Origin of the sequence: Bradyrhizobium sp. Rc2d (assembly GCF_900099855.1) — a bacterium.
Classification (GTDB): Bacteria; Pseudomonadota; Alphaproteobacteria; order Rhizobiales; family Xanthobacteraceae; genus Bradyrhizobium.
On sequence record NZ_FNCU01000002.1, the window covers coordinates 332,630 to 346,997 of the forward strand.

The window sequence follows — 14,368 nt, forward strand, 5'->3', positions numbered from 1 at the left end:
GCGTCCAAGGACATATTGCCGCGTGACAATCGGCTATGCCAACTCCCGCAACGCAGCTTCCACGATCCTGCGCTGCTCGGCCGTCAGCGCGGCCTGAGGCGGGACGGGATCGCCAACGTCGTAGCCCTGGATCGAAAGCCCCGCCTTGATGCAGGCGGCGAGATTGAAGCGGGCGAAGGCCTCGTTGATCCGCCACAGCCGGCGCTGCAGCACTATAGCCTCGTCCCAGCGGCCGGCCTTGCAGAGGTCGTAAAGCGCAACGCTCTGGCGCGGGATGATGCAGGCTGGGCCCGCCATCCAGCCGCGGCCGCCGATCAGCATCACCGCGGCCGGAATGTGGGCGGAGGCCGAGAACACCCGCAAGCCATCGCCGCAGCGGTTCATGATCGAGAGCAGACGGCCGGTGTTGGTCGAGGCGTCCTTGATGTAGCCGATGCGCGGATGCGCGGCGAGGCGCGGGATGACATCGAGGGTGAGATCGGAGCGCTGGAATTGCGGATTGGTGTAGATGACGACGGGGATGTCCACGGCATCGGCGATGGCGCGGAAATAGGATTCGACCTGCGCATCGGCGAGCGGGAAGTAGGCTTCCAAAATCGCCAGGATGCCGTCGGCACCGAGCTTCTGGTACGCTTTCGCCTGCGCCACCGCATCCACCGTCGAGGTGGAGGCGACACCCGCGACAACAGGCACGCGGCCGTTGGCCGCCTCGATCGTGGTCTGCACGATCGCCATGCGCTGTGCGGCGTTGAGATAGGCGAACTCGCCGGTCGAGCCCAGCGGCGTCAGGCCGTGCACGCCGGCGCCGATCAGATCGTCGCAGAGCGTGCTGAGAACTTCGCTGCGCACCGTGCCATCGGCGTCGACGGGCGAGACGAGATAAGGAAAGACGCCGTGGAAATCGGCCATGTCGGAGTGTACCCCGGAAGCTGGTTTACGCCAGACCGGTATTACCAACGCACGTAGCCGCGATCAAACCCTGAGAAGCCGCACCCGCGTGCCCCAGGGATCGACGGCTTCCAGGCCGCTCCCGAGCGCTGTGACCTGCGCGCCGCTCTTGCGCAGGCGCTCCTCCTGTGCGGCAAGCAGTTCCTGCTTTTCCATGACCAGCGAGAACCAGGCGAGACGCGTCGCCTGATCGTCACGTTGGCCCGCGCCCTGGCTCTGCCAGACGTTCATGCCGAGGTGATGATGATAACGGCCGGACGACAGGAACGCGGCGCCGTTGCGGCGGCGGGTCGGGTCGAGGCCGATGGTGGCATGATAGAAGCTCTCGGCCTGCGCGAGATCGCCGACGCGCAGATGCATGTGACCGATACGCATTCCGTCCGGCGCTCTGGCATAATCGGCCACGCGCGTGTTGGTCAGCGACAAGAGATCGGGGATGTTGAGCTCGTCGGTCGCCATCTTCACGCTGCCCTCGCTCCATTGCCATTGCGAGGGATCGCGGTCGGCATAGACCTCGATGCCGTTGCCTTCGGGGTCGTCGAGATAGACGGATTCGCTGACGAGGTGATCGGCAAAGCCCGACAGCGGCACGCGATGCGCGGCGGCTGCTACCAGCCAGCGCGCCAGATCCTTCCGCGTCGGCATCAGGAAGGCGGTGTGGTAGAGGCCGGCGGCGTTGCGCGGCTCGATGGCTGCTTCGGGACGGGCTTCCAGGACCAGCAGTGTGATGCCGGCCGTGCCGAGCTTCGCGCCAGCCGCCGAGCGCTCCATCACGGTGAGCCCGATCACATCGCGGTAATAGTCAGCGACCTTGTCGAGGTTCCTGACCCGGAGCGTCACCATGCCGACCCGCATCGGCGTGCGGCTGGCATAGGTCGGCCCGCCGTCCTGTGCATTCCCCTCGGCGCGCGCCGCGGCTGCGGCCGCCATTGCGAGCGAGGTCGCGCCGGCAAGTTGAAGCAGGATGCGGCGGGTGAGATCGAGGGTCATCAGTCAGGGCTCGCGGAAATGGTTGAGGCTGTACGGCGCAATGTCAGGCCGATTGCTACACGTTCCCGTGAGCGGCTCCCAATCACATGTTCGTCGGCCGGCGCTGCTGAGGCCCGGCCGTCCCATATGTCCTGGCCACCCGGCCAGTTTCGCAAATGCCTGTGACGTCCCAGATTGAGGACAGCTATAGGAGCCTGCCATGACCGACCCCACTCCTCTGTTTTCCCTGTCGTCCGCGCTCGCGGACGTGGTGGCGCGCACCGCGCCGTCCGTCCTCTCCGTGCATTCGCATCGCTCCCGCGCGACCGGCTTTGTCTGGAAGCCTGGTCTGATCGTCACCGCCGACGAGGCCCTGGCCGACGAGGGCGCGGTCGAGATCGGGCTTCCCGACGGCAGCCGAGTGGCCGCCACGGTCGCCGGCCGCGACCATACGACAGACATCGCGCTACTGCGCACTGAGGCCGCCATTGCCCCGGTCAAGCTGACCACAACGGTCCCTGCGCTAGGAACGCTGTCGATCGTCGTCGCAACCAACCGCGATACGCCGAGTGCGGCGCTCGGGATGGTATCGACGTCGGGCAAGAGTTGGCGCAGCCTGCGCGGCGGCGACATCGATGCGCGGATCGAGCTCGACGTCCGCCTGCGCGGTAGCCAGCAGGGTGGCCTTGCGCTCGATGCATCGGGTGACGCCTTCGGCATGGCCGTGCTCGGACCGCGGCGGGTGCTGGTGATCCCGACGGCGACGATCGAGCGCGTCGCGCCCCAGCTCGAGACGCGCGGCCGCATCGCGCGCGGCTATCTTGGTCTCGGGCTCCAGCCAGTGCAGCTCGACGACGGGATCGGCGCGATGGTGATGAATGTCGACAAGGCCGGGCCTTCGGCCGCGGCCGGCATCCGCCAGGGCGACGTGATCGTGGCGGTCAACGACCAGAAATTGTCCGGCGTGCGCGCGCTGTCGCGAACACTGGGTCCGGCGAGCGTCGGCACGGTCGTCGATGTCGCCGCGCGCCGCGGTGGCGAACCGGTCAGCTTCAAGGTCACGATCGGCGAGAGGGCGGAGGCGTGAGCGAGGACAACGCGCCGGAGATCGTGCTCGCCCTGGAGATCGACGACCCTGCCCTCGCCGATCGCCTCGCCAAGCTGCTCGGCAACGTCGCCGGACTTCGCCTCGCCGCGCCTGGCGAAGCCGCCGCGGCGACGGTTGTCGCCCGCGATCCGCGCATCATGCCCGGCGACATCGCGCTGACTCAGCGCGAGCTCGACGTGCTGGCGCTGATGGCCGAGGGATCCTCAAACAAGATGATCGCGCGCCAGCTCGGTATCTCCGTGCACACCGTGAAATTCCATGTCGGCTCGCTGCTCGACAAGCTGGACGCCACCGGCCGCACCGACGCGGTCGCGCATGCGGCGCGCCGCGGCGTGATCGAGCTCTGATGCCGTCCGATTCACATCGCTGATGCCGCCTTGAAGCTGAGCCGGACGGTGAGGCCCGGCACATTGTCATGCAGCGCGATCTCGGCGCCATGGAGACGCGCGACCGCAGCGACGAGGCTGAGGCCGAGGCCATTGCCCGGCGTATAGCGGCTCTGTTCGAGTCGGTAGAAGCGCTTGAACACGTGATCGCGCTCCTCGGTGGGAATGCCCGGACCGTCGTCGGCGATCGCGATCACCGCGCAGCCATCGGCGCTGCGGCAGGTGACGGTCACTTGCCCGCCTTTGCGGCCGTGCTTGATCGCGTTGTCGACGAGATTGGCGATGGCATCGAACAAGAGGTCGCGGTCGCCGGTCACCGGCACCTCGCGGTCGCTGGCGAGGCTGAGCTTTGTAGCAACCTGCTCGGCCGCGGCATCGTAGAGCTCAACGACCTCACCGGCGATCTCGGCGAGGTCGAGCGCACGGAAAGCGCCGGTGCGGGCGCGGGTTTCGATCTCCGAGATCCGCGTGATGGAGGCGAACATGCCGAGCACGGCGTCGAGATCGGCGATGGTGTCGCCGATCAGCGCCGCGTCCGCCTCGCTGTTGCGCGGGGCGTGATAGGCCTTCTCCAGCCGGCCACGCATGCGCGTCAGGGGAGTGCGCAGATCGTGGGCGACGTTGTCGCTGACCTGCTTGACTTCGCCCATCAGCGTCTCGATGCGGTCGAGCATCTGGTTGAGGTTTTCCGCGACGCGGTCCCATTCGTCGTTGCTGCCGCGCAAGGGAATGCGCTGGTCGAGGCCGGCGAGCATGATGGCGCGGCTGGTGGCGTTGATCTGCTCGATCCGCCCGACCGTGCGCCGTGTCACCAGCACCGCCGCGAGCCCGGCGAGCACCAGAAGCAGCACGGCGACCGCGGCCATCGCGAGCTCGATCATGCCGGTGAAGCCGTCATGATCGCCGACGGTGCCGAGCCTACTCTTCACATAGGCGAGCGTGCCGAAATAGACATACGCCATGATGGCCGCGACGATCAGCCCGAACGCCGCGATCGCGATCAGCGCCAGACGGAAGGTCGAGGAGCGGAGCGTCTTAGCCAGGAGCACGGAGGCAATATCCGATGCCGCGGATGGTGTGGATTAGCGGATAGTCCTGGGCATCGTCGACTTTGCGGCGGACCCGTCCGACATAGACGTCGATGATGTTGGTGGAGGGATCGAAATGCAGGTCCCAGACGTGCTGGAGCAGCATTGCGCGGGAGACGACGCGGCCTTCGTTACGGACGAGATATTCGAGCAGTTGAAACTCGCGCGGCAGCAGCGGGATCTTGCGGCCGCGGCGGCTGGCACTGCGCGCGATCAGATCGATGGCGAGATCGCCGACCCGAATCAGCGTTTCCTTGGCAATGGTCTCGCTGCGGCGGCCGAGCGCCTCCAGCCGTGCGAGCAGCTCGACGAACGAGAACGGCTTGACGAGATAATCGTCGCCGCCGGCGCGCAGGCCACGCACGCGATCATCCACCTCGCCGAGCGCGGAGATGATCAGGAACGGCGCGGCAATGCCGTCGTCGCGCAGCTGCCGCATCACGGTGATGCCGTCGATATCGGGCAGCATGCGGTCGATCGTGATCACGGCATAATCGCGCGCGGCGCCATGGCTCAGGGCCTCGCGCCCGTTAGCTGCGAGATCGACCTCGTAACCGGAGGTCGTCAGTTCCTCGACGAGTTGGCCTGCGGTTTCCGGATCGTCCTCGACGACCAGGATGCGGCGGTGACCTCCGGTCATGACGAACTCCGCGCGACGATCGCCACCAGACTATCCCGTCCCGGGGCTGAGCGGAACTGCCCGGTGGCGACCGCGACAATGGTGCGGTACGGCGATGCGACTATCAATAGTCTCCGCACACATTGACCCATTGCCACCCATAGGGCGTCCAGCTCCTGCGCCAGCAGCCGTCGTTGTAATAGTTGGCATAGACGAACGGCGCGCCAATGAAGGCGAAGCGGTGGAAGCGATGATGCCGGAAGAAGAAAGCATGCCGGCCAACGAAATGCCTGCCGTGCCAGCCCGTGCCGGCAAACCGCGGGCCGAAGGCGGCGCGGGTCGCGAGCGGCGCACCGGCAAAGCGCGGCCCGATCGCCGCGTGAGCGGCCATCGGGGAACCGGCGAAGCGGGCGCCACCGAAATGAGCTCCGCCCATGCCGCCCACTCGCATGCCGCCGCCCATACCGCCGACATGCATGCCACCGCCCATGCCGCCGGCGTGCATGCCGCCACCACCGAAATGCCCGCCGCCAAAGCCGCCGTGGCCGACACCGCCAAAACCACCGCGCGCGAGAGCGGGCGCCGCAGCCGCCAGCGTCGCAGCAACTGCCGCTGCGACGAGCCCTGTGAGAAGCCTGTTCTTCATCGGAAGATCCTCCTTGCAGTGCAGCGCTAGTCCCGCTGCACGAGGAGGATCAGGAGAAGCGAATGCGCTGTCCCCATCAACTTACAAATGCGCCAGATTCTGACGCGGGTGTCAGGGAGGCGGCGCTCTGTCACTCCCTCTCCCCGTTCTTACGGGAGAGGGAGGGGTGAGGGGTGCTTCGGCAAATTCGATTTGAGTTATGAGCCCGATATCCGACGAGTCGGATGGATTCCCGTCTCGGCACCATAGTGCCCTGCCCCTCACCCGGATCGCTGACGCGATCCGACCTCTCCCCGCAAAGGGCGGGGAGAGGTTAAGAGGTCACATCCGCTTGCCGCCGCTCTTCTCGGCTGCACGCCGCAACGCCTCCGCAAGCGCGCCGCCGCCGGAGGATTCCTGCTTGCGCGGGGCCGACGAGGTCATGCGTGCGCTGTTGCGCGAATTGTTGTCGCGCTGCATGCCGGGCGCGTCCTTCTTGGCGCCAACCTCGTCATCCAGCCGCAGCGTCAGCGAGATGCGCTTGCGAGCGACCTCGAAGTCCAGCACCTTCACCTTGACGATGTCGCCGGGCTTCACCACCTCGCGCGGATCCTTGATGTAATTCTTCGACATTGCCGAGATGTGCACGAGGCCATCCTGGTGCACGCCAATGTCGACGAAGGCGCCGAAGGCGGCGACGTTGGTCACGGTGCCCTCGAGGATCATGCCTTTCTTGAGATCCTTGATCTCCTCAACGCCTTCCTTGAAGACTGCGGCCTTGAACGCCGGGCGCGGGTCGCGGCCGGGCTTTTCGAGTTCGCGCAGGATGTCGGTGACGGTCGGCAGACCGAAGGTCTCGTCGACGAAATCCTTCGGCTTGAGCGTGCGCACGATCTCGCTGCTGCCGATCAGCGCCTTGATGTCGCTCTTGGTTGCCGCGAGAATCCGGCGCACCACCGGATAGGCTTCCGGATGCACGCCGGAGGCGTCGAGCGGATCCTCGCCGCCGAGGATGCGCAGGAAGCCCGCGCACTGCTCGAATGCCTTCGGCCCGAGTCTCGGCACGTCCTTGAGCGCCTTGCGCGACTTGAACGGGCCGTTGGCGTCGCGGTGCGCTACAATGCTTTGCGCAAGGCCTGCGCCCACGCCGGATACGCGCGCCAGCAGCGGCGCGGAGGCGGTGTTGACGTCGACGCCGACGGCATTCACGCAGTCTTCCACGACGGCATCGAGCGATTTTGCGAGCTTGGCCTGGCCGAGGTCGTGCTGATACTGGCCGACGCCGATGGCCTTGGGCTCGATCTTGACCAGCTCGGCGAGCGGATCCTGGAGCCGCCGCGCGATCGAGACCGCGCCGCGCAGGGTGACGTCGAGGCCCGGCAATTCCTCCGAGGCGAAAGCCGAGGCCGAATAGACCGACGCGCCGGCTTCCGACACCACGATCTTGGTCATCTTCAGTTCGGGGAGACCCTTGACGAGGTCGGCCGCGAGCTTGTCGGTCTCGCGCGAGGCGGTGCCGTTGCCGATCGCGATCAGCTCGACGCGGTGCTTCAGCGCAAGCCTGCCAAGGGTCGCCAGCGACTCGTTCCATTGCCGCTGCGGCTCGTGCGGATAGATCGCGGTGGTGTCGACCACCTTGCCGGTGGCATCGATCACGGCGACCTTGACACCGGTGCGGTAGCCGGGATCGAGCCCCATGGTGACGCGGGTGCCGGCGGGCGCCGCCAGCAAGAGATCGCGCAGATTGGAGGCGAACACACGCACGGCCTCGGTCTCGGCCGAGTTCCACAGCCGCATGCGCAGGTCGATGTTGAGATGGACCTGGATTTTTGTACGCCAGGCCCAGCGCACGGTGTCGATCAGCCAGCGGTCGCCGGCGCGCTTGAGATCGGCAATGCCGAACCGCTTCATGATCTTCAACTCATAGGCGCTCGGCACGCCCGGCGGCGGCGCTTCGGCCTCGGCCTGTATCTGCAGATCGAGGATCTCTTCCTTCTCGCCGCGGAACATCGCGAGGATGCGGTGCGAGGGCAGCTTCGTCAGCGGCTCGGAGAAATCGAAATAATCGCCGAACTTCTCGCCCTCGGTCTTCTTGCCGTCGCGCACCTTGGAGGCCATGCGCGCATTGGTCCACATCTCCTCGCGCAGCGCGCCGATTAGGTCGGCGTCCTCGTCGAAGCGCTCGACCAGGATGGCGCGGGCGCCGTCGAGTGCGGCAGCGGCATCGGCAACGCCCTTCTCGGCGTTGATGAAGGCTTCGGCCACGACCTTGGGATCGTTGCCAGGCTCCGCCATCAGCTGAGTGGCGAGCGGCTCGAGTCCGGCTTCCTTGGCGATCTCGGCCTTGGTGCGGCGCTTCGGCTTGAACGGCAGATAGATGTCTTCGAGGCGTGCCTTGCTGTCGGCGGCGAGAATGCTGGCTTCGAGAGCCGCGTCGAGCTTGCCCTGCTCGCGGACCGATTCGAGGATGGCCTTGCGGCGGTCTTCGAGCTCACGCAGGTAAACCAGGCGCTCCTCCAGGGTGCGCAATTGCGCGTCGTCGAGCGCACCGGTCGCTTCCTTGCGGTAGCGGGCGATGAAGGGAACCGTGGCGCCGCCGTCGAGCAGCGTCACCGCCGCCTCGACCTGCTCGGCGCGAACCCCAAGCTCCTGCGCAATCTTCTGGTTGATATTTGCCACGCGAGATTCCCTCTATCCAAGCACGCGACGCAGGGGCGAACCACCGGCCACGGGACGCCGCTTATGGACCAGCCGGGGTTGATTCATCAAGGTGCGGCGGATGGCCGTCGACAGAGGATTTTTTGTTGAACCGATGCGATATCGCCACAATCGTGGGGAGGACGACGTGTTCGTGCTGTGCTCTCGTGTCCCGGACGCGCTGCAGCGCATCGTCGAAGACGCGGCGCTGCGTCCGGGGCACGAGAGCGGAGTGCGGCGCCCGCTCTCTCCACGCCGTCATTGCGAGGAGCTCGCGACAAAATTGCAGAGCAATTTTGCGCTGATGCGACGAAGCAATCCAGAATCCCACCGCGGGGAGACTCTGGATTGCTTCGCGGAGCCTGTCATCGGGCCGCGCTTCGCGCGGACCCGGTGGCTCGCAATGACGGAGCGAGGGACATGCTCCATTGAGCCCGCGGGCTACGGTGTCCGGCGGCGGGCCGGTTGCAGCGATCGCGCGACTGTCGGATTGATACAGCCGGCAGCTCCGCGTCCCCGACCTCTCCGCCCCACGCAACCCTGCCCCTCGCGCCAGCTCGGTTGATTCACGCGGTTCCTTGCGAAAGGAAGGTGACGCCGCATCAAGGGGATTTTGAGTACATGACTTTGCCGATGAGCTGGAGTGAATGGGCGCAGCACGACGGCGTGGCGCTGGCCGCCCGCGTCCGCAACGGCGAGCTGACGGCGAAGGAACTGGCGCGGCAGGCCGCGGCGGGCGTCGCCAAGGTCAATCCGGCGCTGTCGGGCGTGGTCGAGCTGTTCGATGATGTGATCGCCGATCCCGCCAAGGACGGGGCCAACCTCTCCGGCCCGTTCGCAGGCCTGCCCTTCCTGATGAAGGATCTGGGACCGACCATGAAGGGCCGGCTCCAGGAGATGGGCTCTCTCCTGATGCGCGGCAATCGGGCGGCCGCCGACACGTTCCTGACCGGCAAATTCCGCCATGCTGGCCTCAACCTGATCGGACGCACCACGACGCCGGAATTCGGCGTGTGCAGCTCGGCCGACAATCCCGCCGTCTATGTCACGCGCAATCCCTGGAATACCGACTACACCACCTGCGGCTCGTCGGCCGGCAGTGCCGCGATGGTCGCGGCCGGCGTGGTGCCGATCGCGCATGCGACCGACGGCGGCGGTTCGATCCGCATTCCCGCCGGCGTCAACGGCAATATCGGATTGAAAGTATCGCGCGGGGTGTTCTCGCTCGCCCCGCACATGTCCGATCTCACTGGCCTCGTCTCGATCCAGGGCTGCCAGTCGCGCTCGGTGCGCGACACCGCCGCCTTCGTCGACCACGCAAGGGGACCGGCGCCCGGCGAGTTCATGCCGTTCTGGACCACGGCGCAGCCCTATTGCGAGATGATCAAGCGCGATCCCGGCAAGCTCCGGATCGCGCTGTCGCACACCTGGGGCGACTACACTGCGACGCCGCACATCGCAGCTGAGCTGGAGAAGACGGGCCGCTTCCTCGAAGGCCTCGGCCATCACGTCGACTATACCCTGCCCGAACTCGACTTCCGCGCTGCGTTCGCGGCGCAGACCACCTGCTACATCTCGAACTTTGCAGTAGTGATCTCCAACATGCTCGCCGCGCGCGGGCTAACGACGCCGCCGGAAGATCTGATCGAGCCCATGAACATCCGCATCTGGGAAGCCGGCCGGCACACGAGCTTCGCCGAGCGCGCGAAGATGCAAGGCGTGTTCAACACGACCTCGCGCGGCTTCGGCGCCTTCTTCGAGCAGTGGGACGTGATCCTGACGCCGGTCACCGCGCTGCCGACGCCGAAGGTCGGCACCAAGGAATATCTCACGATCTCCGATAATCCCGATGTGCTCGACTGGTTCGGCAATCTCTGGCGCAATTTCGCCTTCACGCCGCTCGCCAATCTCTGCGGCATGCCGGCGATCTCGCTGCCGATGGCGACCCACGAGCACGGCCTGCCGCTCGGCATCCAGGCGATCGCGAAGCAGGCCAAGGACGGCCTCTTGCTGCAACTCGCTGCCCAGATCGAGCGCGCGCTCGACGGCAAGTGGAACGGCGGCAAGAAGCCGAAGGTGCATGTGGGCTGAGAAGCTGCGATTGCGCTGACAGGCGATCGCGCTTCGGCCTCAATTCTTCACCGCGGGGATCTCTTCCGTCGGTGGCTGCTGCTGCCCCTGCTTGTACATCGCCAGCGCCTTGTCGAGCGCTTCGCGCAGCGCCAGCGCGGCGGCCACGCTGCAACGCAGGTGCGCGGTCTGGACCACGTCGACCCTGACGGCGGCGCCGACCGGCATCAGGAGGTTCGCGGCGAGCTCGATCTGGATCGCACCATTGTGGTGACCGAAGCAGGAGGCGCCGTCGAAATAGATGATCGGCGCCCGCTCCGAGCTGGAGGTCGAAATGGTGACGGGCCCCTGGGCGGTCGAGGGCGTTTCGGGGTCGGTCATGGGCGCTCCTTACGGCTAGTCGAACGAAGCACCCACCATCGTCGCTTCGGCCCGCCCTGTCGAGGCCAAACCGCCCGAGGCAGATCTGCGACGCCTATTCGGGGTTTTGCGCGGCGCCCGGCGCTGGTCTAGAACGTCATCATGTCCACTCTACCTACCACGCTCCCCTTCGAGGAACTCGCCGAGGCGATCCAGGGCCGGCGCTCCGACTACGGCCATATCAGCGGCCTCCAGCTCGACCGCTTCGCGCCCGCCGAGGCCTGGTCCAGCCTGCCCTACCGTCCCGTCTTCGTCGGCGACACCGAGACTGGCGTGTTGCACGGTGGCGTCGTCACCGCGATGCTGGACGAGAGCTGCGGCATGGCGGTGCAGCTCGCGCTCGACGGCACGCGCGCGATCGCGACGCTCGACCTGCGTATCGACTATCAGAAGCCGGCGACGCCGGGCCTCGACATCAAGGCGCATTCGGTCTGCTATCGCACTACGCGCTCGATCGCCTTCGTTCGCTCCACCGCCTATCAGGAGTCCGAGGACGATCCGGTCGCGACCGCGACGGCCTGCTTCATGATCGGCGCCAACCGCACCAACATGCTCGCCGACCGCCGGATGGATGCGTGCAGCATCCCGACGCTGGAGGCGCCGGAGGATCCGGATGGTCCGTTCGCAAATAGCCCGTTCGCGCGCTGCCTCGGCATTCGCGTCAACGACGACGGCACGCTGACGATGCCGTTCTCGCCGAAGATCATCGGCAATCCGATCCTGCCCGCGATCCATGGCGGCATGACCGACGCTTTCCTGGAGACCACCGCGATCGTCGGGGTGGCGCGCGAGCTCGGCACCGCCGCGCCACCCAAACCGATCGGCCTCACCGTCAACTATCTGCGCTCCGGCCGTGCGCTCGACACCTTTGCCAACGTCTCGATCGTGAAGCAGGGCCGCCGCATCGTTGCCTTCGAGGCGCGGGCCTGGCAGGACGATGCGAACAAGCCGATCGCGACCGCTTTCGGTCATTTCATGCTGCGGCCGACGCCTGGAAGTGACGAGGAATAGGCGTATTTTACTTGACGGGCGGAGCGCAGGACACAACGATAGCGCGTTCCCGGCGAGAGGTATTGATTTGCGGCACCCGCTCGACATCATCGCCATGTTCGCCGCACTCTGGCTGCTGGCATCGATGGTGCTCGACGCGTTGACGCCGAAGGAACTGACGGCGGTGATGATCGCCATTGCGATCGGGCCCGCCATCGTCGTCACCGCTGTGTTCTACTACCTGCGCTGCCCGCGCACGGATTTTGCGGTGATGTTCGCGGCGCTCTGGCTGATCTCGGACATCGCGATCGCCTTCATCTCGCCGAAGGAGTTGCCGCATTTCCTGATCATGCTCGGCTTCGTGCCGGCGCTGCTGATCGGCATCGTGCTGCACTGGCAGCGCTTCCAGCGCCGCCACGAGCGGATGCCCGCGCCCTCGATGAAGCGGGGCTAGCGCGATTCCCACCTCTCCCCGACGGGGAGAGGTCGGATTGCGCGCGGCGATGCGGAGCATCGTCCAGTGCAATCCGGGTGAGGGGCCGCAGCAAACGGTGAGACTGTAACCCCTCACCCGGATCGCATCTTTCGATGCGATCCGACCTCTCCCTTCGGGGGAGGTGAACCGCGTTCGTGGCTCGCACTTGCTCACCCAACTTCGCCGCACTTCAGCGCGGCAGCAGGTTCGTCTTCGCGAGGTCGAGCACCTCGTCGCCGCGGCCGTTCATCACGGCGCGCAGCACCCACAGACTAAAGCCCTTGATTTGCTCGGTCGTAATGGTCGGCGGCATCGACAGCTCCTGCTTGGCGGTGACGACGTCGAGCAGCGCCGGCCCATTATGAGCCAACACCTCCTTCATCGCGCCCGGGAGTTCGCCCGGATCCTCGACGCGCTTCGCAAAGACGCCCATCGCACGCGCCATCGCGGCGAAATCAGGGTTCTCCAGATCGACATTGGTGTCGACGAAGCCAGCGGCCTTCATCTCCAGCGCGACGAAGCCGAGCACGCCGTTGTTGAACACGATCACCTTCACCGGCAGCTTCATCTGCGTCACCGTGATCAGGTCGCCCATCAGCATGGTGAAGCCGCCGTCGCCCGACAGCGAGATCACCTGGCGGCCGGGCTGTGCAGCCTGCGCGCCGATCGCCTGCGGCATGGCGTTGGCCATCGAGCCGTGCACGAAGGAGCCGATCAGCCGGCGGCGGCCGTTCATGTCGAGATAGCGCGCGGCCCACACCGTGGGCGTGCCGACATCGGCCGTGAACACGGCGTCGTCGGTCGCATGGTCGCTGATGACTTTTGCCAGATATTGCGGATGGATCGGCTTGGCTCCCGGCGAACCCTTGGCGAGCGAATCGAGTCCCTCACGGGCCTTCTTGTAGTGCGCGACGGCATCGTCGAGATGCTTGCGCTGCGTCTTGGTCTTGAGCAGCGGCAGCAGCGCCTCGATGGTGAGCTTGGCGTCGCCGACGAGGCCGAGATCGATCTTGCAGCGCCGTCCCAGATTTTCCGGCCTGATGTCGATCTGCGCGATCTGGCAGTCGGTCGGGAAGAACTGCTTGTAGGGGAAATCTGTGCCGAGCATCACCAGCGCGTCGCAGGCGTGCATCGCCGCATAACCCGAGGAGAAGCCGATGAAGCCGGTCATGCCGACGTCGTAGGGGTTGTCGTGTTCGACATGCTCCTTGCCGCCGAGGGCATGCACGATCGGGCTCTTCAGGGTCTCCGCAAGCTGCATCAGCGGCGCGTGCGCGCCGGCGCAGCCACGGCCGCAGAACAAGGTGATGCGTTCGGCACCGTTCAGCAGATCCGCGAGCGCCTTCAGCTCATCGGCCTGCGGTACGACCTTCGGCGCTGCCAGCGCGAGCCCGCGCGTCGTCGACAGCGCGCGCTTCGGCGGGCTGCGGAAAGCAACATCGCCGGGCATGGCGACGACGGCGACACCGCGCAGGCCCACCGCCGCACGGATCGCATTCTCCAGCACGTAAGGAAGCTGGCTCGGGTCGGAGACCAACTCGCAATAATGGCTGCACTCGCGGAACAGGTTTTGCGGATGCGTTTCCTGGAAATAGCCGCCGCCGATCTCGGCTGAGGGGATCTGCGCCGCGATTGCGAGCACAGGAACGCGGCTGCGATGTGCGTCGAACAGGCCGTTGATCAGATGCAGATTGCCGGGGCCGCAGGATCCGGCACACACCGCAAGGCTGCCCGTCATCTCGGCTTCGCCGGCGGCGGCGAACGCCGCAACCTCTTCGTGCCGGACATGGATCCACTCGATGGTGCCGCGACGGCGCAGCGCCTCGGTAAATGCGTTCAGGCTGTCGCCGACGATGCCGTAGATGCGCTTGACGCCGGCCTGTTCGAGCGTTGCCACGAACAGATCGGCCACATTGTTGATCGCCATGTCGGTCTCCTGCTTCAGCCAATCACATGCACATGATGTGCAGGCA

13 protein-coding genes are annotated in these 14,368 nt (G+C 66.2%); 5 read left to right on the top strand and 8 right to left on the bottom strand.

The genetic code is table 11. The features are described from left to right. Nucleotides 1–33 precede the first annotated feature (33 nt). Together BLV07_RS05995 and BLV07_RS06000 are read right to left on the bottom strand one after the other, a co-directional pair. A complete protein-coding gene (locus BLV07_RS05995) occupies nt 34–909 on the bottom strand; it encodes a dihydrodipicolinate synthase family protein (RefSeq protein ID WP_091881110.1) in 876 nt (291 codons plus the stop codon). 63 nt (nt 910–972) lie between these two features. Continuing rightward, nucleotides 973–1,938 carry a VOC family protein gene (locus BLV07_RS06000; RefSeq protein WP_091881113.1) on the bottom strand — a complete coding sequence of 322 codons (966 nt, stop codon included), beginning with the start codon at nt 1,936–1,938 and terminating at the stop codon, nt 973–975. A 199-nt stretch (nt 1,939–2,137) separates the two neighbouring features. Between BLV07_RS06000 and BLV07_RS06005 the strand changes: the two genes are divergently transcribed. Then, the gene (locus BLV07_RS06005; protein ID WP_091881115.1) at nt 2,138–3,004 is read left to right on the top strand and encodes a S1C family serine protease; all 867 of its coding nucleotides are present in this window, start codon (nt 2,138–2,140) and stop codon (nt 3,002–3,004) included. Next, complete coding sequence (locus tag BLV07_RS06010; RefSeq protein ID WP_091881117.1) at nt 3,001–3,372, top strand: response regulator transcription factor; 372 nt, start codon at nt 3,001–3,003, stop codon at nt 3,370–3,372. The genes BLV07_RS06005 and BLV07_RS06010 overlap by 4 nt, the downstream gene beginning before the upstream one ends. 11 nt (nt 3,373–3,383) lie before the next feature. On the opposite strand, the gene BLV07_RS06015 is transcribed toward BLV07_RS06010, so the two are convergent. The 4 genes from BLV07_RS06015 to BLV07_RS06030 form a co-directional block, all read right to left on the bottom strand. Further along, nucleotides 3,384–4,460, bottom strand: coding sequence for a sensor histidine kinase (locus BLV07_RS06015; protein WP_091881119.1), 1,077 nt, complete (start codon nt 4,458–4,460; stop codon nt 3,384–3,386). Next, nucleotides 4,447–5,139, bottom strand: a complete 693-nt coding sequence (locus tag BLV07_RS06020) for a response regulator transcription factor (protein ID WP_091881121.1) — start codon at nt 5,137–5,139, stop codon at nt 4,447–4,449. The genes BLV07_RS06015 and BLV07_RS06020 overlap by 14 nt, the downstream gene beginning before the upstream one ends. 103 nt (nt 5,140–5,242) lie before the next feature. Beyond that, the gene (locus BLV07_RS06025; protein WP_091881123.1) at nt 5,243–5,764 is read right to left on the bottom strand and encodes a hypothetical protein; all 522 of its coding nucleotides are present in this window, start codon (nt 5,762–5,764) and stop codon (nt 5,243–5,245) included. Between the two features lie 321 nt (nt 5,765–6,085). Then, complete coding sequence (locus tag BLV07_RS06030; protein ID WP_091881125.1) at nt 6,086–8,422, bottom strand: Tex family protein; 2,337 nt, start codon at nt 8,420–8,422, stop codon at nt 6,086–6,088. Between the two features lie 639 nt (nt 8,423–9,061). On the opposite strand from BLV07_RS06030, the gene BLV07_RS06035 reads away from it, so the two are divergent. After that, on the top strand, nt 9,062–10,531 hold the full coding sequence (locus BLV07_RS06035) for an amidase (RefSeq protein ID WP_176945358.1): 1,470 nt from the start codon (nt 9,062–9,064) through the stop codon (nt 10,529–10,531). 39 nt (nt 10,532–10,570) lie between these two features. On the opposite strand, the gene BLV07_RS47365 is transcribed toward BLV07_RS06035, so the two are convergent. Next, nucleotides 10,571–10,891: a hypothetical protein gene (locus tag BLV07_RS47365; protein WP_164934991.1), complete on the bottom strand. Its 321-nt coding sequence runs from the start codon at nt 10,889–10,891 to the stop codon at nt 10,571–10,573. A gap of 141 nt (nt 10,892–11,032) precedes the next feature. On the opposite strand from BLV07_RS47365, the gene BLV07_RS06045 reads away from it, so the two are divergent. Together BLV07_RS06045 and BLV07_RS06050 are read left to right on the top strand one after the other, a co-directional pair. Continuing rightward, nucleotides 11,033–11,941 carry a PaaI family thioesterase gene (locus tag BLV07_RS06045; RefSeq protein ID WP_091881129.1) on the top strand — a complete coding sequence of 303 codons (909 nt, stop codon included), beginning with the start codon at nt 11,033–11,035 and terminating at the stop codon, nt 11,939–11,941. Nucleotides 11,942–12,008: 67 nt separating this feature from the next. Beyond that, on the top strand, nt 12,009–12,374 hold the full coding sequence (locus BLV07_RS06050; RefSeq protein ID WP_164934992.1) for a hypothetical protein: 366 nt from the start codon (nt 12,009–12,011) through the stop codon (nt 12,372–12,374). Nucleotides 12,375–12,585: 211 nt separating this feature from the next. Here the strand turns inward: BLV07_RS06050 and poxB are convergent, their stop codons facing one another. Continuing rightward, nucleotides 12,586–14,322, bottom strand: a complete 1,737-nt coding sequence (gene poxB, locus BLV07_RS06055) for a ubiquinone-dependent pyruvate dehydrogenase (RefSeq protein WP_091881131.1) — start codon at nt 14,320–14,322, stop codon at nt 12,586–12,588. Nucleotides 14,323–14,368: the final 46 nt, after the last annotated feature.

What these genes read in the sequence shown, in the direction of transcription:
- BLV07_RS05995 (WP_091881110.1), bottom strand. Translation starts at nt 909, where the DNA reads ATGGCCGATTTCCACGGCGTCTTTCCTTATCTCGTCTCGCCCGTCGAC.
- BLV07_RS06000 (WP_091881113.1), bottom strand. Translation starts at nt 1,938, where the DNA reads ATGACCCTCGATCTCACCCGCCGCATCCTGCTTCAACTTGCCGGCGCG.
- BLV07_RS06005 (WP_091881115.1), top strand. Translation starts at nt 2,138, where the DNA reads ATGACCGACCCCACTCCTCTGTTTTCCCTGTCGTCCGCGCTCGCGGAC.
- BLV07_RS06020 (WP_091881121.1), bottom strand. Translation starts at nt 5,139, where the DNA reads ATGACCGGAGGTCACCGCCGCATCCTGGTCGTCGAGGACGATCCGGAA.
- BLV07_RS06025 (WP_091881123.1), bottom strand. Translation starts at nt 5,764, where the DNA reads ATGAAGAACAGGCTTCTCACAGGGCTCGTCGCAGCGGCAGTTGCTGCG.
- BLV07_RS06035 (WP_176945358.1), top strand. Translation starts at nt 9,062, where the DNA reads ATGACTTTGCCGATGAGCTGGAGTGAATGGGCGCAGCACGACGGCGTG.
- BLV07_RS47365 (WP_164934991.1), bottom strand. Translation starts at nt 10,891, where the DNA reads ATGACCGACCCCGAAACGCCCTCGACCGCCCAGGGGCCCGTCACCATT.
- BLV07_RS06045 (WP_091881129.1), top strand. Translation starts at nt 11,033, where the DNA reads ATGTCCACTCTACCTACCACGCTCCCCTTCGAGGAACTCGCCGAGGCG.
- poxB (WP_091881131.1), bottom strand. Translation starts at nt 14,322, where the DNA reads ATGGCGATCAACAATGTGGCCGATCTGTTCGTGGCAACGCTCGAACAG.